The sequence below is a fragment of the Oribacterium sp. oral taxon 078 str. F0262 genome (assembly GCF_000160135.1).
Taxonomy (GTDB): Bacteria; Bacillota; Clostridia; order Lachnospirales; family Lachnospiraceae; genus Oribacterium.
Genome location: NZ_GG729934.1, coordinates 714233 through 739064 on the forward strand (window position 1 = coordinate 714233; position 24832 = coordinate 739064).

The 24832-nt window shown below is 57.9% G+C and carries 24 protein-coding genes; 23 read left to right on the top strand and 1 reads right to left on the bottom strand.

The window, feature by feature from the left end; genetic code table 11:
• The first annotated feature begins 29 nt into the window (after positions 1-29).
• The 3 genes from GCWU000341_RS07055 (at position 30) to GCWU000341_RS07065 (ending at position 2465) form a co-directional block, all read left to right on the top strand.
• Positions 30-371 carry a PadR family transcriptional regulator gene (locus GCWU000341_RS07055; RefSeq protein ID WP_009215167.1) on the top strand — a complete coding sequence of 114 codons (342 nt, stop codon included), beginning with the start codon at positions 30-32 and terminating at the stop codon, positions 369-371.
• A gap of 226 nt (positions 372-597) precedes the next feature.
• On the top strand, positions 598-1650 hold the full coding sequence (locus tag GCWU000341_RS07060; RefSeq protein ID WP_155812684.1) for a permease prefix domain 1-containing protein: 1053 nt from the start codon (positions 598-600) through the stop codon (positions 1648-1650).
• Positions 1651-1688: 38 nt separating this feature from the next.
• Complete coding sequence (locus GCWU000341_RS07065) at positions 1689-2465, top strand: DUF4097 family beta strand repeat-containing protein (protein WP_009215170.1); 777 nt, start codon at positions 1689-1691, stop codon at positions 2463-2465.
• A gap of 162 nt (positions 2466-2627) precedes the next feature.
• Here the strand turns inward: GCWU000341_RS07065 and GCWU000341_RS07070 are convergent, their stop codons facing one another.
• Positions 2628-3125, bottom strand: a complete 498-nt coding sequence (locus GCWU000341_RS07070) for a peptidylprolyl isomerase (RefSeq protein WP_009215171.1) — start codon at positions 3123-3125, stop codon at positions 2628-2630.
• A 462-nt stretch (positions 3126-3587) separates the two neighbouring features.
• Here GCWU000341_RS07070 and sufC point away from each other — a divergent pair, with 462 nt between their 5' ends.
• The 20 genes from sufC to alr all read left to right on the top strand — a co-directional run bounded on the left by sufC (position 3588) and on the right by alr (position 24764).
• Positions 3588-4343 carry a Fe-S cluster assembly ATPase SufC gene (gene sufC / locus GCWU000341_RS07075; RefSeq protein WP_040653577.1) on the top strand — a complete coding sequence of 252 codons (756 nt, stop codon included), beginning with the start codon at positions 3588-3590 and terminating at the stop codon, positions 4341-4343.
• A gap of 146 nt (positions 4344-4489) precedes the next feature.
• Positions 4490-5905, top strand: a complete 1416-nt coding sequence (gene sufB, locus GCWU000341_RS07080) for a Fe-S cluster assembly protein SufB (RefSeq protein WP_009215175.1) — start codon at positions 4490-4492, stop codon at positions 5903-5905.
• Between the two features lie 15 nt (positions 5906-5920).
• Positions 5921-6991 carry a SufB/SufD family protein gene (locus GCWU000341_RS07085; RefSeq protein ID WP_040653579.1) on the top strand — a complete coding sequence of 357 codons (1071 nt, stop codon included), beginning with the start codon at positions 5921-5923 and terminating at the stop codon, positions 6989-6991.
• Positions 6988-8235, top strand: coding sequence for an aminotransferase class V-fold PLP-dependent enzyme (locus GCWU000341_RS07090; protein WP_009215177.1), 1248 nt, complete (start codon positions 6988-6990; stop codon positions 8233-8235). The genes GCWU000341_RS07085 and GCWU000341_RS07090 overlap by 4 nt, the downstream gene beginning before the upstream one ends.
• Positions 8225-8686 carry a Fe-S cluster assembly sulfur transfer protein SufU gene (sufU, locus tag GCWU000341_RS07095; RefSeq protein WP_009215178.1) on the top strand — a complete coding sequence of 154 codons (462 nt, stop codon included), beginning with the start codon at positions 8225-8227 and terminating at the stop codon, positions 8684-8686. Before GCWU000341_RS07090 ends, sufU begins: the two co-directional genes overlap by 11 nt.
• A 150-nt stretch (positions 8687-8836) precedes the next feature.
• Positions 8837-9676: a peptidoglycan editing factor PgeF gene (gene pgeF, locus GCWU000341_RS07100; RefSeq protein ID WP_009215179.1), complete on the top strand. Its 840-nt coding sequence runs from the start codon at positions 8837-8839 to the stop codon at positions 9674-9676.
• Between the two features lie 11 nt (positions 9677-9687).
• Complete coding sequence (locus GCWU000341_RS07105) at positions 9688-10020, top strand: hypothetical protein (protein WP_009215180.1); 333 nt, start codon at positions 9688-9690, stop codon at positions 10018-10020.
• Positions 10021-10100: 80 nt separating this feature from the next.
• Positions 10101-11108, top strand: coding sequence for an aspartate--ammonia ligase (gene asnA / locus GCWU000341_RS07110; RefSeq protein ID WP_009215181.1), 1008 nt, complete (start codon positions 10101-10103; stop codon positions 11106-11108).
• 180 nt (positions 11109-11288) lie between these two features.
• Complete coding sequence (locus tag GCWU000341_RS07115) at positions 11289-14108, top strand: transglycosylase domain-containing protein (RefSeq protein ID WP_009215183.1); 2820 nt, start codon at positions 11289-11291, stop codon at positions 14106-14108.
• A gap of 3 nt (positions 14109-14111) precedes the next feature.
• Positions 14112-14726: an IMPACT family protein gene (locus GCWU000341_RS07120; protein ID WP_009215184.1), complete on the top strand. Its 615-nt coding sequence runs from the start codon at positions 14112-14114 to the stop codon at positions 14724-14726.
• A gap of 74 nt (positions 14727-14800) precedes the next feature.
• Positions 14801-16639, top strand: coding sequence for a translational GTPase TypA (gene typA / locus GCWU000341_RS07125; RefSeq protein ID WP_040653842.1), 1839 nt, complete (start codon positions 14801-14803; stop codon positions 16637-16639).
• 81 nt (positions 16640-16720) lie between these two features.
• The gene (gene dapA / locus GCWU000341_RS07130; protein ID WP_040653843.1) at positions 16721-17626 is read left to right on the top strand and encodes a 4-hydroxy-tetrahydrodipicolinate synthase; all 906 of its coding nucleotides are present in this window, start codon (positions 16721-16723) and stop codon (positions 17624-17626) included.
• 11 nt (positions 17627-17637) lie between these two features.
• A complete protein-coding gene (gene dapB, locus GCWU000341_RS07135) occupies positions 17638-18402 on the top strand; it encodes a 4-hydroxy-tetrahydrodipicolinate reductase (RefSeq protein WP_009215187.1) in 765 nt (254 codons plus the stop codon).
• A gap of 30 nt (positions 18403-18432) precedes the next feature.
• The gene (gene purB, locus GCWU000341_RS07140) at positions 18433-19869 is read left to right on the top strand and encodes an adenylosuccinate lyase (protein ID WP_009215188.1); all 1437 of its coding nucleotides are present in this window, start codon (positions 18433-18435) and stop codon (positions 19867-19869) included.
• A 100-nt stretch (positions 19870-19969) separates the two neighbouring features.
• The gene (locus GCWU000341_RS07145; protein WP_009215189.1) at positions 19970-20158 is read left to right on the top strand and encodes a hypothetical protein; all 189 of its coding nucleotides are present in this window, start codon (positions 19970-19972) and stop codon (positions 20156-20158) included.
• 39 nt (positions 20159-20197) lie between these two features.
• The gene (locus GCWU000341_RS07150) at positions 20198-21484 is read left to right on the top strand and encodes an adenylosuccinate synthase (protein WP_009215190.1); all 1287 of its coding nucleotides are present in this window, start codon (positions 20198-20200) and stop codon (positions 21482-21484) included.
• 13 nt (positions 21485-21497) lie between these two features.
• Positions 21498-22133, top strand: coding sequence for a redox-sensing transcriptional repressor Rex (locus tag GCWU000341_RS07155; protein ID WP_009215191.1), 636 nt, complete (start codon positions 21498-21500; stop codon positions 22131-22133).
• Positions 22130-22489, top strand: a complete 360-nt coding sequence (acpS, locus tag GCWU000341_RS07160; RefSeq protein WP_009215192.1) for a holo-ACP synthase — start codon at positions 22130-22132, stop codon at positions 22487-22489. Before GCWU000341_RS07155 ends, acpS begins: the two co-directional genes overlap by 4 nt.
• Positions 22490-22504: 15 nt before the next feature.
• Positions 22505-23416, top strand: coding sequence for an NAD(P)H-hydrate dehydratase (locus tag GCWU000341_RS07165; RefSeq protein ID WP_009215193.1), 912 nt, complete (start codon positions 22505-22507; stop codon positions 23414-23416).
• Between the two features lie 58 nt (positions 23417-23474).
• Positions 23475-24764, top strand: a complete 1290-nt coding sequence (alr, locus tag GCWU000341_RS07170; protein ID WP_009215194.1) for an alanine racemase — start codon at positions 23475-23477, stop codon at positions 24762-24764.
• The last annotated feature ends 68 nt before the right edge of the window (positions 24765-24832 follow it).

The window sequence follows — 24832 nt, forward strand, 5'->3', positions numbered from 1 at the left end:
TGGGCCTCTGGAGATGCGGGAGGGAGAGCGTGAAGAATATCAGCAGCGATATCATTCGCGGCTACAATGACACCATGATCTTATTCCTTCTCATAAGGGAGCCCTCCTATGGCTATGCGATTTCGAAACAGATCAGGGAGCTTTCCGGCGGAAAATATATCATAAAGGAGACAACCCTGTATTCTGCCTTTAATCGGATGGAGAAAAATGGCTATATCGAATCCTATCCCGGAGCGGCTGAAAATGGAAAGAAGAGGACCTACTACCGGATTACCGGAAAGGGGAGGGCGTATTATTTCGAAAAGTGCGAGGAATGGAAGCTCACAAAGGAAGTGCTGGAGAGCTTTACGGTGGATGTCCCGGCAGGCTGAGAGAATTAAAGAAGAGAGCCGGGGCTTCTCCGTCATTTCTATTGTTTGTCCGCCGGGGAGAGCGCGCTTTTTCTCAGGCGGATTTCTACCGGCGGAGAGCGCAGAGACGCATAGTTTCTGAGAGCGGAGATTTTCGCAGGAGAGTCTTTGCGGGCGGCTTTTTCATGGGAGCCTTTACGGACCGCTGTCTAATGTGGAGGAGTCGGAGGAGAGGGAGGGAATCGGCATGGAGATCATTGAGAGCTATCTGGATTCGATGCTTGGAAAGCTGCCGGACACGCCGGAGCTCAGGAAGGCCAGGAATGAGCTTTTGCAGATGATGGAGGATAAGTTCGGGGAGCTGATCGAGGAGGGAAAGTCGGAGAACGAGGCGGCGGGCACCGTAATCGCGGAGTTTGGGAATTTGGAGGAGCTCGCGGAATCTCTGGGGCTTCGGGAGCTCCTGGGAAAGAGGGAGATTCCGAAAAATCCGGGGAGAGTGCTCAGCCTGGAGGAGACGGAGCGCTGCCTCAGAGATTTTACGCTGCGCGCTGTTCTGACGGGAATCGGGCTTATGCTCATCATTATAAGCCCGATGGCATTCTTCTTTTCGGATGAGCTTCCTCTCTCGGATTTTTCGGAGGACACGCTGGAAATGAGCTTTCTCTTTGTCCTCTCCGCGCTGGGAGGCGGCTTTTTGATCTATGCCTCCTTCCTGAAGAAGGACTGGGAATTTCTGAAGACCGATGCCTTATCTCTCGGAAAAGATGCCTTGGATGGCCTAAGAGCGCGCTGGGAGAAGGATAAGACGGCGATCACGCTTTGCCACGCCGTCGGAATAGCGCTCCTGATCCTAAGTCCCCTGCCGGTCGTCACGGAGCTTCCGCGGGAGGGGTTCGAAATATCGTTTTTTTTGCTCCTTGTCGGAATCGGTGTCTTCTTCCTGATACTTGCAGCCGCCCGGAGGAAAATTTATAAGCGGATTTTTCGCCAAAGCTCCTGTGCCCCAGGGGAAGGCAGCGGAGGGACGGGGGAAGCGAAGAGCGCGCTCTCCCTGGAGCAGGGCTCTCCTGATCGGCGGGAAGGAGAAGCTTATGGATCCCGCCGCGATGAATCCGGGCACAGCCCGGAGCAGGCGGGCATGGCGAGGACCGTGCTGTCCTGCTATTGGCAGACCATAGGCTGTATCTACCTTTGCTGGAGCTTTTTGAGCTTTGACTGGGGAAGAACATGGCTTATCTTCGTTGTCGGAGCGGCGCTCTTTCCGTTCCTTCGCATCATGGCGGATCGAGGCATTTAAAAGTCGGGCTGTCACTTTATGAAACGGGAGATATCTCAATGAGGAAAGGGACCTATCTGCTTCTTATCAGTGTTTTCACTGCGCTTTGCATCGCTGTCGGATGCTTCCTCCACATTTTTCGCAGGATGGGGAGCCGGGTCTGGGGGGCCTATATCAAAAAGGGCGATTCCCTCGAGGAGATCCGGGAGATCGAGGTCGATGCCGATCTTCTCAGCCTCGAAATTTCCGGAGGAGGGGAGGGATATGCGTATCAATACGAGGGCTATGAGAAACTCCTCCCGGAGCTCTCGCTGAAGGATGGCGTCCTCAGAGTGAGTCAGGAAACGGAAGAAGAGACCAGGACTTACTTTTCAAAGCCAAGGAGACGACAGAAGCTCCGCATCAGCTTGCCGGAGGATGCCGGACTTTCCCGCGTCGATATCGAGGCGGACCTTGGCAATGTGGAGATCCGATCGCTGAAGAGTGAAGACTTCTCCGCGGATCTCGACATGGGAAATCTGGAGATCACGGATTCCTCGCTCGGAGAAGCCCGGATCTCCTGTGATATGGGAAATGTGAAGGGGAGAGGACTTCTCTTTCAGAGCCTCTTTGCAGATCTTGATATGGGGAATCTGGATCTCGAGGCGAGGCAGAGACTCGATGACTTCAAAATCGACGCGAGTGCGCAGCTCGGGCTTTTGGAAATCGACGGCCGCGCGAGAGGGGGAGAATTCCACCAGGACGGGAAAAAGGGAAAGATCCACCTGGAATGCTCTATGGGTAGAATCCGGCTCAGCGGAGAGAGCACGACGGAAGAGGGAGAAACGAAGAATTAAAAGACAGGAGAGGATTTCCGACTTTCCGGGGATCTTTTCCGACGAGGAGATCATAATGGAGCTTATCCCCTCGTCCGAGTATGCCGCATCATTCCGGCGCTTTTTACGGGAAAGCGCCTTTGGATGAGCGGCTTTTATCTTATGGAAGCTTCCCGGGAGGGCTCAGGCCTTTTCCGTCTCCTCAAGGCTCAGCTTTTTCATGATGACGTCTTCCATCGGGGCATCCTGAAAGCCGGTCGGCGTATTTGCGATGCGGTCCACCTCGTCCATACCTTCGATCACCGATCCGAAGGCCGCGTACTCTCCGTCCAGGTGAGGGGCGTCCGCGTGCATGATGAAGAACTGGGAGCCTGCGGAATTCGGATCCATCGCTCTTGCCATGGAGATGACGCCGCGCACGTGCTTTAAGTCATTGGGCACCCCGTTGGAGCGGAACTCCCCCTTTATGCTCCAGCCCGGGCCGCCGCAGCCGTTTCCCTTGGGATCCCCTCCCTGGATCATGAAGCCGGGGATGATGCGGTGAAAGCAGAGTCCGTCATAGAAGCCGGATTTCACAAGCTTTAAGAAATTCTCGACGGTGATCGGCGCCTTGTCCGGATAGAGCTCCAGACGGATCGTCTTTCCGTCATCCATCAGGATGCTGACAATAGGGTTCGCCATAAAATTCCTTCCTTTCCTTTTTAAAACAGTGTGCAGTCTGCCTTTTTGGAACAGAAAATATTGTAGCAGTTTATCCCGTGATCTGGCAAGTAAGCGCTAAAGAGCGGGAGAGCATCGGCGCCGGATGGGTCTTCTATGTGGATTTGAGGTATGAGAGCGGATCGGCCGGGCGGCAGACCGGGCCTTGCCGGTCTAAGAAGCCGGATGAGCCTTCGTTTAAGGAATGAATATCATGCATGAATAAGGCCTCCGAGCGGAGTGAAAATGGCCGTGCTTTGTTCTTTTTCTGGTAATCCTATTATTTTACTGGGAAATATCTTGCGCAAAATCTCTCCTCAGGGTATAATCCGATTCCACAGGCAGGAGAACCTGTTCCGATAATGGGAAGATAGATTAAGGAAGGGGATTTGACTTGGCGCAGCTTCCGCGTTTTGGAAAAGCGCGGTGCGGGAGGATAAAATTATGGCTGATTTATTGAATGTGAAGGATCTATGTGTATCCGTGGAGGAAAAGGGAATCCTGCACGGGATCAATCTTTCGGTGAAGAGGGGAGAGACCCATGTCCTCATGGGGCCAAACGGCGCGGGGAAGTCGACGCTCGGGAATGCGATCATGGGGAATCCGCGCTATACGGTAGAGAGCGGGAAGATCCTCTTCGAGGGAGAGGATATCACGGAGGAGGCCGTGGACAAACGGGCTCGGCGGGGAATTTACCTCTCCTTCCAGAATCCGCTGGAGGTGCCGGGCGTCACGCTCGGGAATTTCATTCGAAGCGCCATGGAGCAAAGGAGCGGAAAGCGGATTCGTCTCTGGGATTTCAAAAAGGAGATGAAGAAGGCTCTGGAGCTTCTCCATATGGATCCCTCCTACGCCGAGCGGGATCTCAATGTGGGATTCTCCGGCGGGGAGAAGAAGAAGGCGGAGATCCTTCAGCTTCTCATGCTGAAGCCCGCCCTCGCGATTTTGGATGAAACGGATTCCGGCCTCGACGTAGACGCGGTGCGGACGGTGTCGGAGGGTGTGGAGGAGTACCAAAAATCCATGGACGGCGCCCTCATCATCATCACACACGCCACGAGAATCCTGGAATCCCTGAAGGTCGACCGGACACATATCATCGTAAACGGACGCATGGAAGACGAAGGGGACGCCTCCCTCGTGGACAGAATCAACCAGGAAGGATTTGAGAGATACATGACTCCAGTGTCCAAAGTCTGAGCCCGCGCCGTGCTTGCACGGGCGCGGAGGGAAGACTTTGCGACACGCCCCCTTCATGAGCATGAAGCGGACGTCAGGGCGCGGGCTTTTTCTCGCTCTCGCAGGGGAGTAGGAGAGTCGATGATGGAGAGAGCAGAGGTATAGTGATGGCAAGGGAAAGAACCGAAGTGAACGATATCGATCGTTCCATCTATGATTTCCGCTATGAGGAGAAGGACTCCGACTTTTACAAGATCAAGGAGGGGCTGGACCGGGAGATCGTAGAGGAGATCTCAGAGAAGAAGAAGGATCCTGCGTGGATGCGGGACTTCCGTCTTCGCTCCCTGGAGATCTACAATGAGAAGAGCATTCCGACCTGGGGTCCCCCCATCGACGGATTGGATATGAAGAATATCGTGACCTATGTCAAGCCGAAGACGAAGATGACGGCGGACTGGGATGAGGTGCCGAAGGATATCAAGGAAACCTTCGATAAGCTCGGCATCCCGCAGGCGGAGCGGAAGAGTCTCGCCGGTGTGGGAGCGCAGTATGATTCGGAGCTGGTCTACCATAATCTCCAGGAGGAGGCCGCGTCCAAGGGTGTCGTATACACGGATCTTGAGTCCGCTCTGCACGGGCCCTACGCGAAGATGATCGAGGAGCACTTTATGCATCTCGTGCCGCCGACAGATCATAAGTTCGCCGCGCTCCACGGGGCGGTCTGGTCCGGGGGCTCCTTTGTCTATGTCCCAAAGGGGGTCTCTGTGGAGATTCCGCTTCAGTCCTACTTCCGGCTGAACGCGCCGGGCGCGGGGCAGTTTGAGCATACGCTGATCATCGTGGATGAGGGGGCCTATCTCCATTTCATCGAGGGCTGTTCCGCTCCGAAATATAATATTGCGAACCTGCACGCGGGCTGCGTGGAGCTCTTCGTCGGGAAGAATGCGCATCTTCGCTATTCCACCATTGAGAACTGGTCGAAGAACATGTACAATCTGAATACAAAGCGGGCGATTGTCGCGGAGGGCGGCACGATGGAGTGGGTTTCCGGTTCCTTCGGCTCCCATGTATCCTACCTCTATCCGATGACGATATTAAACGGTAGGGGCGCAAAGTCCGAGTTCACCGGCGTAACCTTCGCGGGGCACGGGCAGAATCTCGATACCGGGGCGAAGATGGTGCATAATGCGGAGGATACCAGCTCCTATATCAATACCCGCTCGATCTCAAAGGACGGAGGAGTCTCGACCTACCGCTCCTCTGTCGTGATCGGGAGGAATGCGAAAAACGCGAAGTCCGCGGTCTCCTGCCAGTCCCTCATGCTGGATTCGGACTCCCGCTCGGATACGATACCGGCGATGGATGTCAGGACGCAGCAGGCGGATGTCGGGCATGAGGCGCGGATCGGGAGGATCTCCGATGACGCCGTCTTCTATCTGATGTCCCGCGGTCTCTCCGAGGAGGACGCGAGGGCGATGATCGTGAGCGGCTTCGCGGATACTGTGTCCAAGGAGCTTCCTCTGGAGTATGCGGTGGAGATGAATAATCTGATCCGCCTCGAGATGGTCGGAGCGATCGGCTGAGGGAAAGGAGCTAATGTGTCAGAAGAGAGAAATATCACAGTAAATAAGCTGCCCTCTCCCACCTTCCGCTGGCTCGGGATGAACAGCGCACTTCTCCCGGTGCCGGAGAAGCTCAAGGAGGGAAAGCCGGTTTTAAAGGATACAGAGGAGCTCTCCGCCTCGGAGACAGATTATACGCTGATGAGAAATATCGCGGGAGGCATGGGAGAGGAGCTCGACCGGATGGCGGAGGAGAGCGGGATTCCCGTCCGCGAGTTTCACATCGGGGCCGGAATTTCGAAGAAGGATGCGCTCTATATCAGTCTCCACTACGGGGAGGGGGAGCAGGCGCTGAACCTCTTTTCCATCCGCGCGGAGGAGGGAAGCGAGCTCACGATCTTCATGGACTTTTCCTCGGAGAAGGCGGGATATGCCGGTGTGCAGACGAAGCTTTCCATCGAAAAGGGTGCGAGAGTCCGGCTCATCCAGGTGCAGAGGCTCGGAGAGGACTTTTGCTTCTTCCACGACATCGGCGCAAAGACCGGGGAAGGAGCGGAATTTGACGAGAGGGAGATTCTCCTAAGCGGAAGACAGAGCTTCCATGGGATCCGGACAGACCTCTCGGGGCGAGAGAGCCGCTTTGAGAGCGCGATCGGCTACCTCCTCAAGAAAGAGGAACGCCTGGACATTAACCTGATCGCAAATCATATCGGGGAGAAGACGGAGAGCCGGATCGATTCGGACGGCGTGCTCCGGGACCATGCCTTTAAGCTCTTCCGGGGAACGATTGATTTGAGAAAGGGCGCGAAGGGCGCGGTCGGAAACGAGATGGAGACAGTGCTCCTTATGAATGATACGGTCGTGAACCAGACCGTTCCCGTCATCCTCTGCGATGAGGAGGATGTGGAGGGAAATCACGGGGCGAGCATCGGAAGACTGGATGAGGACATGCTCTTCTATATGCAGAGCCGCGGCATGGAGAAGGAAGCCGTTTATGAGATGATGGCGGACGCAAAGATCGATGCCGTAATCAACGGGATTTCGGATGAAAAGCTCAGGGAGCAGGTGAAGAGCTACCGGAGAAGAGAGGACGAGGAGGCGGTATGAGGGAGATGACAGGAGAAGAGAGGAGGGCGGAGGACCAGAGGATCCGTTCGAAATTTCTGATTTTCCGCTCGGCGGATTTCAGCTATCTCGATAATGCCGCGACGACGCAGAAGCCGGAGTGCGTCCTGCAGGCGGTCAATAATTATTACCGCACGCAAAATGCCAATCCGCTCCGGGGCCTCTATAAGCTCTCCATCGCGGCGACCGACGCCTATGAAGCCGCGAGGGAAGAGGTGAGAAGCTTTCTCAACGCGAGGGAGAGCGCCGAGATTCTCTTTACGAGGAATGCCTCGGAGAGCCTGAATCTGGTGGCCTACAGCTACGCGCGGAGCGTCCTTCACGAGGGGGATGAGATCCTCATAACGATCATGGAGCACCACAGCAATCTGATCCCCTGGCAGCAGGCGGCCCTTGCAAGCGGTGCCCTCGTCCGCTATCTTGAGCCGGATCCAAACGGGAAGATCTCCGAGGAGAGCTTCCGCGCTGCGATGAACCCCAGGGTGAAAATCGCCGCGATGCATCAGGTCAGCAATGTGCTCGGCTGTGAGCAGGATATCAAGACCTTTGCAAGGATCGCCCACGAGGGAGGCGCGGTCTTCGTCTGTGACGGAGCGCAGTCCGTGCCGCACAGGAAGGTGGATGTGCAGGAGCTGGACGTCGATTTCCTCGCCTTTTCGGGGCACAAGATCTACGGCCCCATGGGGATCGGCGTACTCTATGGGAAGAGAGAGCTCCTGGAAAAGATGCCGCCCTTCCTCTTCGGGGGAGAGATGATCGACTATGTCACGACGGAACGGGCTACCTGGGCGGAGCTTCCGCATAAGTTCGAGGCGGGGACGGTCAACGCGGGAGGCGCCGTAGGGCTCGGGGAGGCACTCCGTTATGTAAAGTCCATCGGAATGGAGAGGATACAGGAGAGGGAGCTTCATCTCACGAGGCTTCTCATGGATGGAATGCGGGAGCTTCCCCATGTCCACATCCTGGGATCCGCTTCCCCGGAGGATCACCACGGCATCGTCACCTTTACGATAGACGATGTGCACCCGCACGATATCGCGGCGATCTTCGATTCCCACAATGTCGATGTGCGGGCGGGACACCACTGCGCGCAGCCTCTCATGAAGTTTCTCGGGACGCCGAGCACTACGAGAGCGAGCATCGGATTATACAATACAGAGGAGGATGTGAAGCGTTTTCTCCTTGTGCTTTCCGGGATCAGGGAGGAGATGGGCTATGGCGACTAAGACCTACTACGGCGAGATCCTCACAGAGCATAATGTGCATCCCCTGCACAAGCACCGGATGGAGGATGCGAGCTATTCTCTGGAGGGTGTCAATCCGAGCTGCGGGGATGAGCTTGTTCTCTATCTGAAGCTGGACGAGAAGGGAGTCATCTCGGATGCCTCCTTCGATGGGGACGGCTGTGCGATCTCGCAGGCCAGCGCGGACATTATGTGTGATCTGATTATCGGGAGGGAGAAGTCGGAGGCCCTGCGCCTCTCCGAGATTTTTCTCCGCATGATTACCGGAAAGATCACGGAGGAGGAGAAGGAGGAGCTGGAGGAAGCCGGAATCCTCGAGGATATCTCCCATATGCCCTCCCGCGTGAAGTGCGCCGTACTCGGCTGGCGCACCATGGACGAGATCCTGAGAGAGGATGCCGGAGAGAAGGGGAAGGAGCAAAGGGCGAACTAGCCCGCCGATCGGATCGTTCCCGGAGCGGGATCGCCGGGGAAGTAGGCATCCGTCCCGTTCCCGAGCGGACGAGTCGGATCGTTCCCGGATCGGGATCGTCCTTCGGCCGGGCCAGAGGAAAAGTTCTTCGTTTCGGAAGAGGAGGGGAGCTTGCTGGAGCTTCACAGCTATCAAAACAGAGATGGGAGCGAGCTTCCGCTCCTGGAATCGGCGCTTTTTGGTTCTTTTTCCGGGATCAGGCACGCCTATGCCACGCGGCTTGGCGGTGTGAGCGAGGGCGAGTGGAGCAGCATGAATTTAAGCTTTACGAGGGGAGACCGGGAGAAGGATGTCCGGGAAAACTTTCACCGGATCGCGGAGCATTTTTCCGTCCCGGAGAGTCGCTTCGTCTTAAGCCATCAGACGCATAAAGACAGGGTTCGGACCGTGACGGAGGAGGACGCGGGGAAGGGACTTACCAGGGAGAGGGACTATACCGATGTGGATGCCCTGATCACGGATGTCCCGCGTCTTTTGCTCACGGTCTTCTGGGCAGACTGCGTCCCCCTCCTCCTCTATGACCCGAGAAAGAGGGCGATCGGCGCGGTCCATTCCGGCTGGCGGGGGACATTTTCCCGCATCGCGTCAAAGACGGTGGAGGCAATGCGGAGGGAATACGGGACGGAGCCCTCGGATCTTTTTATCTCGATCGGACCGAGCATCTGCGGGAGCTGCTATGAGGTATCGGAGGAGCTCTCCGAGCGCTTTCTCCGGGACTTCCCCGGAGGAGAGCGGATCGTCTCCTTCACAGGGCGAGATGCCGGGGGAGAGCGAAAATATCATCTTAATCTCTGGGAGGCGAATCGGCAGCTTCTTTTAGAGGAGGGAGTTTCGGAGGACCGGATCGAACTTCCCGGCTTTTGTACCTGCTGTAATCCGAAGCTCTTCTTCTCCCACCGCTTCTCCGGGGAGAGGAGGGGGAATCAGGCGGCATTTTTGATGCTTCTCTGAGGAGGTATGAGATGGGGGCGCGGGAATATGGAGAAGAGAGGCTTGGCTGGCTCTCACCGTCCGGGGACTTTTATCCCTGCGGATGGGGAGCGCATTCGACGGAGGCGGAGCGGATCCTTTCTGAGCTCGGCCTCTTTGAGGATTTTTTGCGGCACAGCATCCTGAATGTCCGGGACTATCTGTCCGGACGGGGCTATTGCCTGATTCATAGCCCCGGGAGGGAGAGAAAGCTTGTGACACATCTCCTGCCCCTCACAAGGGCGCAGCGGGATTTTCTCTATGATTATTTCACAGAGGACGGGGACCGGCAGAGCGCGGAGCATTACCTGGAGGCGGAATTCTAGGGAGGAATTTAGTTATGATAAAAGGCGCCCCGCTTCGGGCGCTGTTTTTCAGGGAGTAAGGCGATGGAGGAGAAAAGAAGATGGCTTTAGTGATTCCGAAGGACTATGATCCCCGGCTCTCCGTCCGGGAGACGCAGGAAGCGATCAAATATATCAGAGATACCTTTCAAAAGGAGTTCGGGAGGGAGATGAATCTGTCCCGGATCTCCGCTCCCCTCTTCGTGGAGAGGAGCACAGGGCTCAATGACAATCTGAACGGCGTGGAGCGCCCGGTCAGCTTTGATGTGCCCTGGGAGCCGGAGGAGAGCGTGGAGGTCGTGCAGTCCCTCGCGAAGTGGAAGAGGCTTGCGCTTCTTCGCTACGGCTTTCAGCCGGGCGAGGGGCTCTACACGAATATGAATGCGATCCGGCGGGATGAGGAGCTCGACAACCTCCACAGCTGTTATGTCGATCAGTGGGACTGGGAGAAGGTCATCGAAAAAGAGGAGCGGAATGAGATCACGCTCGAGGGGACCGTCCGCATGATCTTTCGGATCATAAAGCATATGGAGCACGAGGTCTGGTATCAGTATCCGAGGGCGGTGAAAAAGCTCCCGGAGGATATATTCTTCATCGACTCCGAGAGCCTTTTACAAAGATATCCGGATAAGAGCCCGAAGGAGCGGGAGAATCTGATCACGAAGGAGCATGGCTGCGTCTTCATCAGCCGGATCGGGGGCAGGCTCTCGGACGGAAAGCCGCACGACGGGAGGGCACCGGACTATGATGACTGGTCGCTGAACGGGGATATCCTCTTTTGGTTCGACAGACTAAACTGTGCGCTGGAGATCTCCTCGATGGGAATCCGCGTCGATGAGAGCTCTCTTTCGAGGCAGCTGAAGGAGGCGGGCTGTGAGGAGAGGAGAGTCCTTCCCTACCACCGCATGCTTTTAAACGGCGAGCTCCCTTCTACGATCGGCGGGGGCATCGGACAGAGCAGGCTTTGCATGCTTCTTTTGGACCGGGCTCATGTGGGAGAGGTCCAGGCCTCGATCTGGCCGAAGGAGATGGAGGAGGAGTGCAGGAGGAACGGGATCATCCTGCTGTAGGCATAGATCCATGCTGTCTTGCTGTCTGCTTTTCGGTATTTTAGGAAGGCGCGGAGCCGGCCGCCTGCCTTTGGAGCGGGCTTATATTGAAAAAAAACGCCTCACTATGGTATTATGTAAAAAGGACCATAGTGAGGTCTGTTCTTTTTGTGCCGGTTTCAGGCCGGAGAAAGCGACAGGATGAAGTACACCCGCTATAACATAGAAAATACGCTCTATGAGCTGGACAGCCCGAAGGCCAGGATCTGGCACCGGGTCACGGGTTTTTTCGGGAGCGCGTCCCTGGTCTTTTCGGTCGGGGCTGTCCTTCTCGTCCTCTCCTTCGGGCTTGGCATGTTCCGGGGGATTCTGGATTCCGCCCCGGATATCGACAAGATCAATGTGGGCCCCACCGCCTACGCGACGAAGACCTATGACCGAGAGGGAAATCCGGTCGCGACGCTTGTGATGGAGGGCTCCAACCGGGAGAGGGTGAGCTTTGAGGAGATCCCCACGGACCTTGTGAATGCGGTGGTTTCGGTCGAGGACGAGCGCTTCTGGAAGCACAACGGCATCGACCTCTGGGCCATTCTCCGCGCGGTAAAGGGCGTCGCCTCGGATGACAGCAGCAGGGCCGGCGGCGGGTCCACCATTACCCAGCAGCTTTTAAAGAACAATGTTTTTGGAGGAGGGCTCCACGAGGGGACCTTTGAGCGCTATGTCAGAAAGTTCCAGGAGCAGTATCTCGCGTTTGAGCTCGAAGCGCAGCCGGGGATGGACAAGCGGAGCCTGAAGGAGAGCATCCTTACGGAATATCTGAATACGATCAATCTGGGCTCCAACACGCTCGGCGTAAAGGTGGCGGCGCGCCATTATTTCAATAAGGAGATCTCCGAGCTCACGCTCTCCGAGTGCGCGGTCATCGCGGCGATCACGAAAAACCCGACCCGCCTGAACCCGATCACTCATCCGGAGAACAACGCGAAGCGCCGGGCGATCGTGCTCTCCTATATGCTGAAGCAGAATTATATTACAAAAGAGCAATACGATCAGGCCATGGCGGACAATGTCTATGAGCGGATTCAGAATGTCAATGTGCAGATGACGCAGGATGAGTCGAAGCCCTATTCCTATTTTACGGATGAGCTCACGGAGCAGGTTATGGAGGCCCTTCAGGAGAGGCTCGGCTACAGTCGGGAGGAGGCGGCGAGACTGCTTTATTCCGGCGGGCTCAGCATCTATACGACGCAGGACCCGAAGCTTCAGGCGATCGTCGATCAGGAGATCAATGATCCGAATAATTATGATGTGCAGAAGTATTCCCTGAGCTGGCGTTTTTCCGTGCAGCACGCGAATGGGACCGTGGTGAACTATTCCGAAAAGGATCTCCAGCGCTGGATGACGGAGGTTCGAAAGCAGGACTTCAACGGCCTCTTTCAGAGCACGGAGAGCGCGCAGAAGAACATCGATCTCTATAAGAAGGCCGTTTTGACGGAGGGGGACAAGATCCTCTCAGAGACCGCGGACTACAGCCTGCAGCCGCAGGCCTCCTTCATCCTCATGGATCCCCACAGCGGGGAGGTTCTGGCGCTCTCCGGGGGGAGGGGGGAGAAGAAGCAGTCCCTCACCTTGAACCGCGCGAGCAATGTCCTACGGCAGCCGGGCTCGACCTTCAAGATCCTGAGCTCCTTTGCGCCCGCGATCGACAAGTACGGGGCGACCCTGGCCAGCAGCTATTATGATTCCGAGTATTCCATCGGGACGAAGGTCTTCAAGAACTGGTACTCGGGGGGCTATCTCGGCTATCAGAGCATACGGGACGGCATCATGTATTCTCTGAATATCGTCGCTCTCCGCTGCCTGATGGAGACGGTGCAGCCAAAGAACGGCTTTGAGTATGCGCAGTCTCTGGGCATCAGCACTCTGACGGAGGAGGACAATGCGCCCGCGATCGCGCTCGGCGGTCTCACAAGGGGGGTCTCCAATCTGGAGCTGACGCAGGCCTTCGGCGCGATCGCAAACGGCGGAAAGCTGAACCGGGCGAAATTTTTCACGAAGATTGTGGATCAGAGCGGAAAGGTCCTGATCGATACCACAAAGGATGAGGCGAAGCAGGTCATGAAGGAGACGACGGCCTACCTCCTCACGGATGCGATGGCCTCCTCCATGGAGTTCCACCGGGCCTTTGCGGATACGATGACGATCAATACCACCTCGACGAGGGCGCATTTTGACGGCATGAGTCTGGCCGGAAAGTCCGGGACTACGACGAACAACCGGGATATCTGGTTTGTGGGCTATTCTCCCTATTATATCGGAGGGATCTGGGGAGGCTGCGACGAGAATCAGTCCCTGAAGGATACAAGGACCGGGGAATACAACGGCGGCACCGGCTTCCACAAGGATATCTGGCGAAATATCATGCAAAAGGTGCATAAAGGCCTCTCGGATCCCGGCTTTGTGCGCCCGGCGGGCATCGTGGAGGCGAAGGTCTGCCGGAAGTCGGGGAAGCTTCCGTCTGCGGGCTGCTATGAGGACTACCGGGGCTCTGCGGTGATCACGGAGCTTTTTGCGGAGGGGACGGTCCCCACGGAGAAGTGCAGTCTCCACACGAGCTGGGGCGCGATCCGCGTTCCGGAGAATGAGTCGGGGCATACGGATGACCGCTACTTCCGCTATGTGCCGGAGACCACGGAGGAAGAGGACGAGGAGGGAGACGGGGATTCCGATTCGAAGAAGTCCTCCGACGGAGATTCCGATTCGAAGAAGTCCTCTGACGGGGATTCGGATTCGAAGAAGAAGTCTTCCGACGGGGATTCGGGCTCGAAGAAGAAGTCCGCCGACGGGGATTCCGACACGAAGAAAAAGTCCTCCGACGGAGACTCCGGTTCGAAGAAGAAGTCCTCCGATGGAGACTCCGGCTCGAAGAAAAAATCCTCCGGCGGATCGGATACGAAGAAGAAAAAGAGCTCGGAGGATGCGGAGATCAGCGATAAGGGGCCGACAAAGAAAAAGGGATGAGTCATGAATTATGTGAAGGAGGCGGGGAGCGGGAGCTACGAGGAGAAGAAATCCCGCTTTCTCGGTGCGGTTTTTCCGATATCCTGCCGGGAGGACGCGCAGGAGAGGATCATGGAGCAGAGAAAGCGCCATTACGAGGCGCGTCATCACTGCTATGCCTATATCCTGGGGGAGAAGGGGGAGGAGCAGAGACAGTCTGACGACGGGGAGCCCTCGCAGACGGCCGGTCTCCCGATCCTGAAGGTCCTCTGCGGGGCCGAGCTCACAGACAGTCTTTTGGTGGTGAGCCGCTATTTCGGCGGGACACTGCTCGGAACCGGAGGGCTGGTCCGGGCCTACACGGAGGCCGCGAAGGCCGCTTTGAGCGGGGCCGTCATCGTGGGAGGAGTCGAGGGCTTCCGCGTCCGGACGGAGCTCCCCTATTCCCTTCTCGGAAAGCTCCGTTTTCTCGCGGAGTCGATGGAGATTCGGGAGGAGAGCGCGGAATACGGAGAGGGAATAGTGCTGAGCTGGCTCGTCCCAAAGGAGAGGCTTCCGCTCTTTTCCGACAGGCTCCGGGATCTCTCCGGCGCTTCGCTCTCCCTTGCAATTGAAAAAACCCGGTGGTATAATCCATAAGCTTATGGGGTCGGAAAATGCGGTGCTTCAGCCCTTATATTCCGGCGAGGCAGGGGAGAGGAAAAGAGAGGAAAATGTCAGAGAAGAGAGAAGATATCCGTAATGTTGCCATCATTGCTCACGTCGACCACGGGAAGACGACGCTGGTGGATGAGCTTTTGAAGCAGTCCGGCGCGTTCCGGGAGAACCAGGATGTGGGGGTCCGCGTCATGGATTCCAACCCGATCGAGCGGGAGAGGGGGATCACCATTCTCTCAAAGAATACGGCAGTCAGCTACGAGGGTGTCAAGATCAATATCGTGGACACTCCCGGCCATGCGGATTTCGGCGGAGAGGTGGAGCGGATTCTGAAGATGGTAAACGGAGCGATCCTCCTGGTGGACGCCTTTGAGGGCCCGATGCCGCAGACCCGCTTCGTTTTGCAAAGGGCGCTGGATCTCCGGCTCCCTGTGCTTGTCGTCATCAATAAGATCGATAAGCCCCAGGCCCGCCCGCTCGAGGTCGTGGATGAGGTGCTGGAGCTCATGATGGATCTGAACGCGTCGGACGAGCAGCTGGACTGCCCTTTCCTCTTTGCGTCCTCGAAGGCGGGATACGCGAAGAGGAAGCTGGAGGACCCGGATCTCGACATGAAGCCGCTTTTTGAGACGATCCTGAGCTTCATCCCGGCACCGGAGGGGGATCCGGATGCGCCGACACAGATGCTGATCTCCACGATCGACTACAATGAGTTCGTGGGGAGGATCGGGATCGGGAAGGTGGAGAACGGCTCGGTCCGCGTGAATCAGGAGGCGCTGGTCCTGAATCACCATGACAGCGCAAAGAGAAAGAAGGTCCGCATCACGAAGCTCTATGAGTTTGACGGGCTGAAGAGGGTGGATGTGCAGGAGGCGGGCTTTGGCTCCATCGTCGCGGTCTCCGGCATCGAGGACCTCCATGTGGGAGATACGATCTGCACGGAGGAAAATCCGACGGCGCTCCCCTTCCAGAAGATTTCGGAGCCCACGATCTCCATGGACTTTATGGTAAATGACTCTCCCTTAGCCGGTACGGAGGGGAAATATGTGACCTCCCGCCACATAAGAGAGCGCCTCTTCCGGGAGCTCAACACCGACGTCTCCCTCCGCGTGGAGGAGACCGAAAGTACGGACTGCCTCAAGGTCTCCGGGAGGGGAGAGCTGCATCTCTCCGTCCTTGTGGAGACGATGCGGAGAGAGGGCTTCGAGTTTGCGGTCTCGAAGGCGGAGGTCATCTATAAGACGGATGAGGCCGGCCGCAGGCTGGAGCCGATGGAGATCGCCTACATCGATGTCCCGGACGAGTGCACGGGATCCGTCATCCAAAAGCTCACGCAGCGGAAGGGAGTCCTGAACGGGATGAGTCCGCTCTCCACCGGCTATACCAGGCTGGAATTTGAGATTCCCTCCCGAGGTCTCATCGGCTATCGGGGCGAATTCATGACGGATACGAAGGGAAACGGGATTCTGAACACGGAGTTTGACGGCTACAGCGAGTACCGGGGAGAGCTCAGCTACCGGCGCCAGGGCTCTCTCATCGCCTTCGAGAGGGGAGAGGCCGTGACCTATGGTCTCTTTCAGGCTCAGGCGAGGGGGACACTCTTCATCGGACCGGGGGAGAAGGTCTACGGAGGCATGGTCATCGGACAGAGTCCGAAGGCAGAGGACATCGAGGTCAATGTGTGTAAGACAAAGCATCTCACAAACACCCGTACCTCTAGCTCGGACGAGGCTCTGAAGCTGGTGCCGAAGAAGATCATGTCCCTGGAGCAGTGCATTGACTTCATCGACACGGATGAGCTTCTCGAGGTGACGCCGGAGAATCTGAGAATTCGAAAAAAGATTCTCGACCCGGTGCTTCGAAAGAGGGCGGGCTTCTCCCGAAAGCAGGGCTAGGGGAGCAAAGGATGCCGCTTTTGCAGTTTGAGTCTTGTCTTCCGGGAAAGAGGGAGGACGAGGGACAGACAGGAGGACGATATGGCGATATTCAGGGGCGCAGGCGTGGCGCTGATCACGCCGATGCATGAAGACGGCTCCGTGAATTATGAGAAACTCACGGAGATTCTGGAGGAACAGATCGCGGGAGGGACGGACGCCATCATTTCCTGCGGGACGACGGGGGAGGCCGCGACGCTCTCCGAGGCGGAACATATGGATGTGATCCGCCACAGCGTCCGGGTCACAGCGCATCGGATCCCTGTGATCGCAGGCACGGGCTCCAACAGCACGGAGACCGCGGTGAAGCTCTCGAAAGAGGCGGAGGAGGCCGACGCGGACGGACTTCTCCTCGTGACACCCTACTACAATAAGGCGACGCAGGGAGGGCTCTATGAGCACTATAAGGCGGTCGCGGAGTCGGTCTCCATCCCCTGCATCCTCTATAATGTGCCCTCCCGGACCGGTGTTACGATACAGCCGGAGACGATGGCGAGGCTCTACCGGGACTTTGAAAATATCGTGGGCGTAAAGGATGCGGGCGGAGACCTTGCGATGAGCTCCCGCCTCATGAGCCTTGTGGACCGGGACTTCCTTCTTTATTCCGGAGAGGATGGAATTGTCCTGCCGCTCCTCTCGATCGGGGGATCCGGAGTGATCTCCGTGCTCTCAAACATCGCGCCGAGGGAAATGCACGGGCTCTGTGAGAGCTGGTTTAAGGGGGATGTCGAGGGCGCCAGAAGGGAACAGCTCCGTGCGCTCGCCCTGATCCGCGCGCTTTTCATGGAGGTAAACCCCATCCCTGTGAAGGCGGCGATGAATCTTTTGGGAAAGGAAGTGGGGCCGCTGCGCCTTCCGCTCACGGAGATCACGGAGGAAAACCGGGAGAAGCTCCGCGCGGAGATGGAGCGCTACGGACTCCTTCCGGAAGGCTCAGGGAGAGGATAATAGGAGGGGATATGCTCAGAATACTGCTGCACGGGGCCTGCGGCGTGATGGGGGAGAAGATCTCTGCCCTGTCCGGCGGGGAAACAAATATCGTCGCCGGCGTGGACCGCCGGGCCGGGGAGGAGGGGATATCCCGTCCCTTTCCGCTCTACAGGGAGCTCTCCGAGATAAGGGAGGACTTCGATGTCATCGTCGATTTTTCGGTCCCGGAGGCGGCCGGGGGACTCCTGCGCTACGCCTGTGAAAGGGGAAAGCCCCTGGTCTTTTGTACGACCGGCCTCTCGGAGGAGGAGCTTTCTTTGCTCGAGGAGGCCTCCCGCCGGATTCCGATCCTCCGAAGTGCCAATATGTCCCTCGGCATCAATCTTCTGACGGAGCTTGTGAAGCTCTCCGCGGCAAAGCTCTACGAGAGGGGCTTTGACATTGAGATTTTGGAGGAGCATCATCGGAGGAAGAAGGACGCGCCCTCCGGCACAGCTCTCATGCTTGCGGACGCGGTAGACGAGGCGATCGGAGAGAGGCTTGAGAGGGTCTTCGACAGGACGAAGCGCCGCACGCCCCGCCCGAAGCGGGAGATCGGCATCAGCTCCCTCAGGGGAGGGAGCATTCCCGGGGTCCATGAGCTCATCTTTGCCGGAGAGGATGAGATCCTCACGCTGAGTCATACGGCCTATTCCCGGGGGATTTTCGCAAAGGGAGCGCTCAGCGCGGCCCTTTGGATCGCGGGAAGGGAGCCGGGGCTCTACAGCATGAGGGATGTTTTGTTTGCTTCCTGATCGGGAGCCCGCAGGAAGGAGGGGGGCAGGATGCTTACGCGAAACAGCTATCAGAATCCGCTCACGGGGCGCTACGCCTCGGAGAAGATGCAGTATCTTTTCTCTCCGGAGCACAAATTCCGGAGCTGGAGGCGTCTTTGGATTGCGCTGGCGGAGGCAGAGAAGGAGCTTGGCCTTCCGATCACAGAGGAGCAGATCGCAGAGCTCCGCGCGCACCGGGATGACATCAATTATGAGGACGCGGAGAGGCGGGAGAGGGAGGTCCGGCATGATGTCATGAGCCATGTCTATGCCTATGGCCTTCAGTGTCCCGCCGCGAGGGGAATCCTTCACCTCGGGGCGACCTCCTGCTATGTGGGGGACAACACGGATCTCATTATCATGAGAGAGGCGCTCACCCTGCTCCGGGAGAAGCTTCTGAATGTCATGAAGCTGCTGGCGGATTTTTCGGAGAGATACCGCGGTCTCGCAACTCTCGCTTTCACGCATCTTCAGCCGGCGCAGCCGACGACAGTCGGGAAGAGGGCGAGCCTTTGGCTCCAGGACTTCCTCCAGGATTTTCGGGATCTGGATTATGTGCTCTCCGGAATCCGACTTCTCGGCTCGAAGGGAACCACCGGAACCCAGGCCTCCTTCCTCGAGCTCTTCGGGGGCTCACAGGAAAGCTGCCGGGCTTTGGACCAAAAGATCGCGGAAAAGATGGGATTTTCCTCCTGCTACCCGGTCTCCGGTCAGACCTATTCCCGGAAGCTCGATTTCCGCGTGCTCTCCGTCCTTTCCTCTATCGGCCAGTCTGCGCACAAGATGACGAACGATATCCGTCTGCTTCAGCAGCTGAAGGAGCTGGAGGAGCCCTTCGAAAAGCAGCAGATCGGCTCCAGCGCCATGGCCTATAAGAGAAATCCCATGAGATCGGAGCGGATCGCATCCCTCTCCGATTTTCTCATGAGCAACCTTATGAATCCGATGCTGGTGGCCTCCACGCAGTGCTTTGAGCGGACCCTGGATGACTCTGCAAACCGGAGGCTCTCCCTCCCGGAGGGCTTTCTCGCGGCGGATGCGGTCCTGGAGCTTCTCATGAATGTGGTGGACGGCATCATCGTCTATCCGAAGGTCATCGAGAAGCACATCCTGTCGGAGCTTCCCTTCCTCGCGACGGAGAATATCCTAATGGATGCGGTAAAGGCGGGGGGAGACCGGCAGGAGCTCCACGAGAAGATCCGGCTTCTCTCGATGCAGGCGGGAAGGGCGGTGAAGGAGGAGGGGAGAGAAAATGACCTCCTGGAGAGGATCGCGGCAGACCCCGCCTTCCGCCTGAGTCTGTCGGAGCTGAAAAAGTCCTTGCGGCCGGAGCGCTATATCGGCCGCGCCCCCGAGCAGGTGGAGGAATTCCTGAGGGACTTCGTCCGGCCTCTCCTCGAGGAAAACAGGGAGCTCCTGGGGATGAAGGCGGAGATCAAGCTTTAAAATCCGGCAGTCGGAGGGGAAAGCCTTTTCTGCCGGGCGGCATAATGCTTCAGACGGCGGCTAAGGAGGACAGGGAAGCGATAAACGAAGGGAGAGGAGTATGAACTGGAGACGGATTCTCGCCATACTGGCCTTGCTTCTTTTTGCCGTCCTCCTGTTTCTCCTTTTGTATTTTGCCTTTACGGGGGCGGCGAAGGAGCGCATTCTCGGCGTCCTTTTCTGCCTCATTGTGATTCCGTCCCTGATCTATATCTTTCTTTGGTTCACGGGGCTTGTAAAGGAAAAATGAGGAGCGGGATGTTTGCGGGGCGAAAGAAAGGGGAGAAATATGGTACGAGCGATAGTGGGCGCCAACTGGGGAGACGAGGGGAAGGGAAAGATTACGGATATGCTCGCCGAGAGCTCGGACATCGTCGTCCGCTTTCAGGGGGGAGCCAATGCCGGACACACCATCATCAATCATTACGGGAGATTTTCTCTGCATCTCCTTCCGAGCGGTGTTTTTTATGAGCATACCACATCCGTACTCGGAAACGGTGTCGCGCTGGATATTCCGAAGCTGATCGAGGAGCTCGCCGCCTTAGAGGAGGCGGGAGTCCCGAAGCCGAAGCTTCTGGTTTCGGACCGGGCACAGGTCGTGCTGCCCTGTCATAAGCTTCTGGACAGCTATGAGGAGGAGAGGCTCGGCGGGAAGAGCTATGGCTCCACGAGATCCGGCATCGCCCCCTTCTTTTCCGATAAGTTTGCGAAGATCGGGATTCAGACCAATGAGCTTTTCAGCGAGGAGATCCTCGAGGAGCGGATCGCAAAGCTGGTCGAGATCAAAAACTCGCTTCTTAAAACGCTCTACGGGAAGCCTCTCCTCGACCGCGAAGAGCTTCTCGCGGAGCTTCGGAGGGAGAGAGAGCTGATCCGCCCCTATCTTTCGGACTGCTCCCGCTTTTTGCGAAGGGCACTGAGAGAGGGGAAGACGGTTCTTCTGGAGGGACAGCTCGGGACGATGAAGGACCCGGACCACGGCATCTATCCGATGGTGACTTCGAGCTCCACCCTCGCCGCCTACGGCGCGGTGGGAGCCGGCATCCCGCCCTATGAGATCCGGGACATCATCGCGGTGACGAAGGCCTACTCCTCCGCTGTGGGAGCCGGTGAATTTGTCTCAGAGATTTTCGGCGAGGAGGCGGAGGAGCTTCGGAAAAGAGGAGGGGACAAGGGAGAGTACGGCGCGACGACGGGCCGCCCGAGAAGAGTGGGGTGGTATGACGCTGTGGCCTCCCGTTATGGCTGTGAGCTTCAGGGGGCCACAGAGGCCGCTCTGACCGTGCTCGACCCGCTCGGCTACCTCCCGGAAATCAAGGTCTGCACCGCCTATGAGATTGACGGCAGCTGGACGAAGGACTTTCCGGTGAGCGCAAAGCTCGGGAGAGCGAAGCCGGTCTACACCGTGCTCCCCGGCTGGGGCTCCGATATCCGCGGGATCCAAAGCTATGACGCGCTCCCGGAGGCCTGCAGAGCCTATGTCGACTTTATCGAAAAAGAAATCGGAGTCCCGATCACGATGGTCTCAAACGGCCCCGGCCGCCACGAAATCCTGAAAAGGACACCGAGACTATAAGCTTGGGGGGATCATGGCAAAGAAAGAGATTTCACAGGCAGTTATCCAGCGCCTCCCCAGGTACTACCGCTACCTGGAGGAGCTGATGGAGCAGGGACTGGAGCGGATCTCCTCGAATGAGCTCTCGAAGAGGATGAAGCTCACGGCATCGCAGATCCGGCAGGACTTAAATAACTTCGGTGGCTTCGGACAGCAGGGCTACGGATACCGGATCCAGAAGCTCCATGACGAGATCGCAAGGATTCTGAGTCTGAACGAGGAGCACAGCATGATCCTCATCGGGGCGGGGCATCTGGGACAGGCTCTCGCAAACTACAGTAATTTCCAAAAGAGGGGCTTTCTCCTGCGGGCCGTCTTTGATGTGAAGCCGGAGCTCATCGGAACGGAGGTGGCGGGGCTCAAGGTGCTTCCGATGGAGGAGCTGGAGCGAGTGATCGAGGAGTCAGGGCCGAGGCTCGCCGCCCTCTGCGTCCCGAAGGATGCCGCCCTGCCTGTTGCGGAGAGGCTGGTCTCTCTGGGCATCAAGGGGATCTGGAACTTCGCCCCCGTGGATCTGGAACTTCCGGAGCAGGTGGTCGTCGAAAACGTCCACCTCTCCGAGTCCCTGATGCGGCTCTCCTATCGGATGAGGGAGCTCTCAGAATCATGATTTTGGGGATTGGCTGTGATCTTTTGGAGATCGGGAGGATGGAGCGCCTTCTGAGACGCAGGACAGGGCTCAATAGGATCTTCACAGAGCGGGAGCTCTCCCATGCGGCGGGGAGGAGCGCGGTCCTCGCGGGGGATTTCTGCGTGAAGGAGGCGCTTTCCAAGGCCTTTGGGACGGGACTTTCCGCCTTTTCACTCCCGGAGGTCGAGGTGCTCCGTGACCCCGCCGGAAAGCCCTATGTCATTCTGCACGGCAGGGCGAGGGCGCTCTATGAGAGGCTTGGCGGAAGGAGAATCCTTGTCTCTATCTCCGATACGAGAGAGCTTGTCATGGCGCAGGCTCTTCTGGAGGGCTGAAAGGAAGGAGGAGGCATGCTGGAGGATACGATAAAGAGCTTCGGGAGCGTTCCGGCCAGACTTCTGAACTCCCACAAGGGGAGCTATGGAAAGCTCCTTATCCTGGCGGGTTCTCCCGGGATGTGCGGCGCGGCCGCGCTCTGCGCGCGGGCGGCCTATCGGAGCGGGACGGGACTTGTGAGAATCGTCACATCGGAGGAGAACCGCATTCCTCTCCAGCTTTTGATCCCCGAGGCGGTGCTTTCCCTCTACCGGGAGCAGGATGAGCTCGAGGCGCTTTTGGAGCAGGAGTTTCGCTGGGCGGATCTCTGCGTCATGGGGCCGGGGCTTTCCCAGAGCGAGGAGGCCAGAGCCCTCGTGGAGGAGGCGCTCCGTCAGATCCGTATCCCGCTCATCATGGACGCGGATGCGCTGAATATCGTCTCGGAGGACCCGCAGGCGAGGAAGTATCTCTACCGCACCGCGCCGAGCTCCCCGGTACTGCTTACCCCGCATCCGGGGGAGCTCGCCAGGCTGACGGGACGGGAGCTGGAGGAGATCTTGAAGGACCCGATGCGAGTCGGGAGAGTCTTTGCCAGGAGGCATGATCTCCTCCTCATCGTAAAGGGCTCGCACAGCCTCCTTTTTTCGAGGGGAGCGGAGCGCTATTTCCAGAACAGGACGGCATCTCCCGCGCTCTCAAAGGCGGGGAGCGGGGATGTGCTGTGCGGCTGCATCGCCGGGATCTTTGAGATCCTCCGGGCGGAGAAGGGGAACGGGGAGAGCAGCGCGGCGCTTTTGTACCGCGCAGCGGCCCTCGGGATCTCGGCGCATGTGACTGCGGGAAGACTCGCGGCGGAGCGCTTCGGACAGCACGGTGTTCTCGCGGGCGATACTGCAGATATGCTCGGTCTTGCGTTGGAGGCGGTAAACGCGCCTCCCCGCTGATATATGCCGGGAATTCTGCCTTCGGATTTTTCATCGGAGGCAGCCGCCGGAAGCCGGTATGGAAAAGCATGGCTTTTCCTTTTCCGGTGCCGGGGGCGAAAGCACGGGAGGAAGAGATCGGAAGACGGGAAGAAGGGATTTTTTAATGGGAAGGGATTATGAAGAGATCTACGACAGAAGCTATGCGCTGGTGGATCTCGATATCATCCGGGAAAATGTGAGGAACGCGAGGAAGCTTCTGCCAAAGGGCTGCCGCTTCTGTTCGGTTTTGAAGGCGGATGCCTACGGGCACGGGGCTCCCGCCGTGGCTTCCGCGATCGATGATCTTTCGGATTTTTACGCGGTCGCGACGCCGGAGGAGGGGGCGCTCCTCCGCGCCCACGGATTCCAAAAGCCGATTCTCGTCCTCGGCGCGGTCTCGGACCGCGCCTATCCCATGCTCCTTGAGAGGAGGATAAGGCCGGCGGTCTTCCTCCTCTCCCAGGCGAAGGCTCTTTCAAAAGCGGCCGGAGAGGCGGGGTGCACGGCCTTATTGCACCTCGCCGTGGACACGGGGATGGGGCGGATCGGCATAGCCTCGGAAGAGGAGGGCTCCGCGGAGCTTGCGCTCTCGATCGCCGCACTTCCGAATCTGAAGGTCGAGGGGATCTTCACCCATTTTTCGACGGCAGATGAGACGGATAAGGAATTTTCCTTTTTGCAGCGGGAGCGCTTCAGGCGTTTTTGTGAGAAGCTCTCGGAGAGAGGGCTTTCGATCCCGATCCGGCACTGCGCAAACTCCGCCGGCATCATCGCATCGATCGGGACGGACTTTGATATGGTGAGGGACGGCATCGCTCTCTACGGCATCTATCCCTCCCGCGCGGCAGAGAGCGCACGCCTCCCCTTAAAAGCGGCGCTCTCCTGGTTCGCGAAGGTCTCCGCTGTCCGCAGACTTCCGGCCTCCTCCCCCATATCCTACGGGAGGACCTTCACGACAGCGCGGGAGACGGAGCTTGCGGTCATTCCGCTGGGCTATGGGGACGGCCTGCCGAGGCTTCTCTCCAATCGGGCGGAGGTTTTGATCCGGGGGCGGCGTTGCCCGATCCTCGGCCGGATATGCATGGACCAGTTTATGGCGGATGTGACAGGGCTTGGCGTGCGGCGCGGAGACAGAGTCACTCTGCTTGGGAGGGACGGAGAGGAGGAGATCGGCCTTTATGACTGGGAGAGGCTCGGCGCTTTCCCCTATGAAGTCCTCTGCGGCCTGGGAAAGAGGGTGCCGAGACTCTATCTTTGGGGCGGGGAGCTCGCGGGGAGGAAGGACTGCTTTTCCGAGGAGTACCGGGACTTTTCCGTCTGTTTTTAGCCCGGAAGAGAAATTGCGGAGATAGATCCGCCGCATCAGCTTGCACAGTTTTCAGTGATACAGTCAGG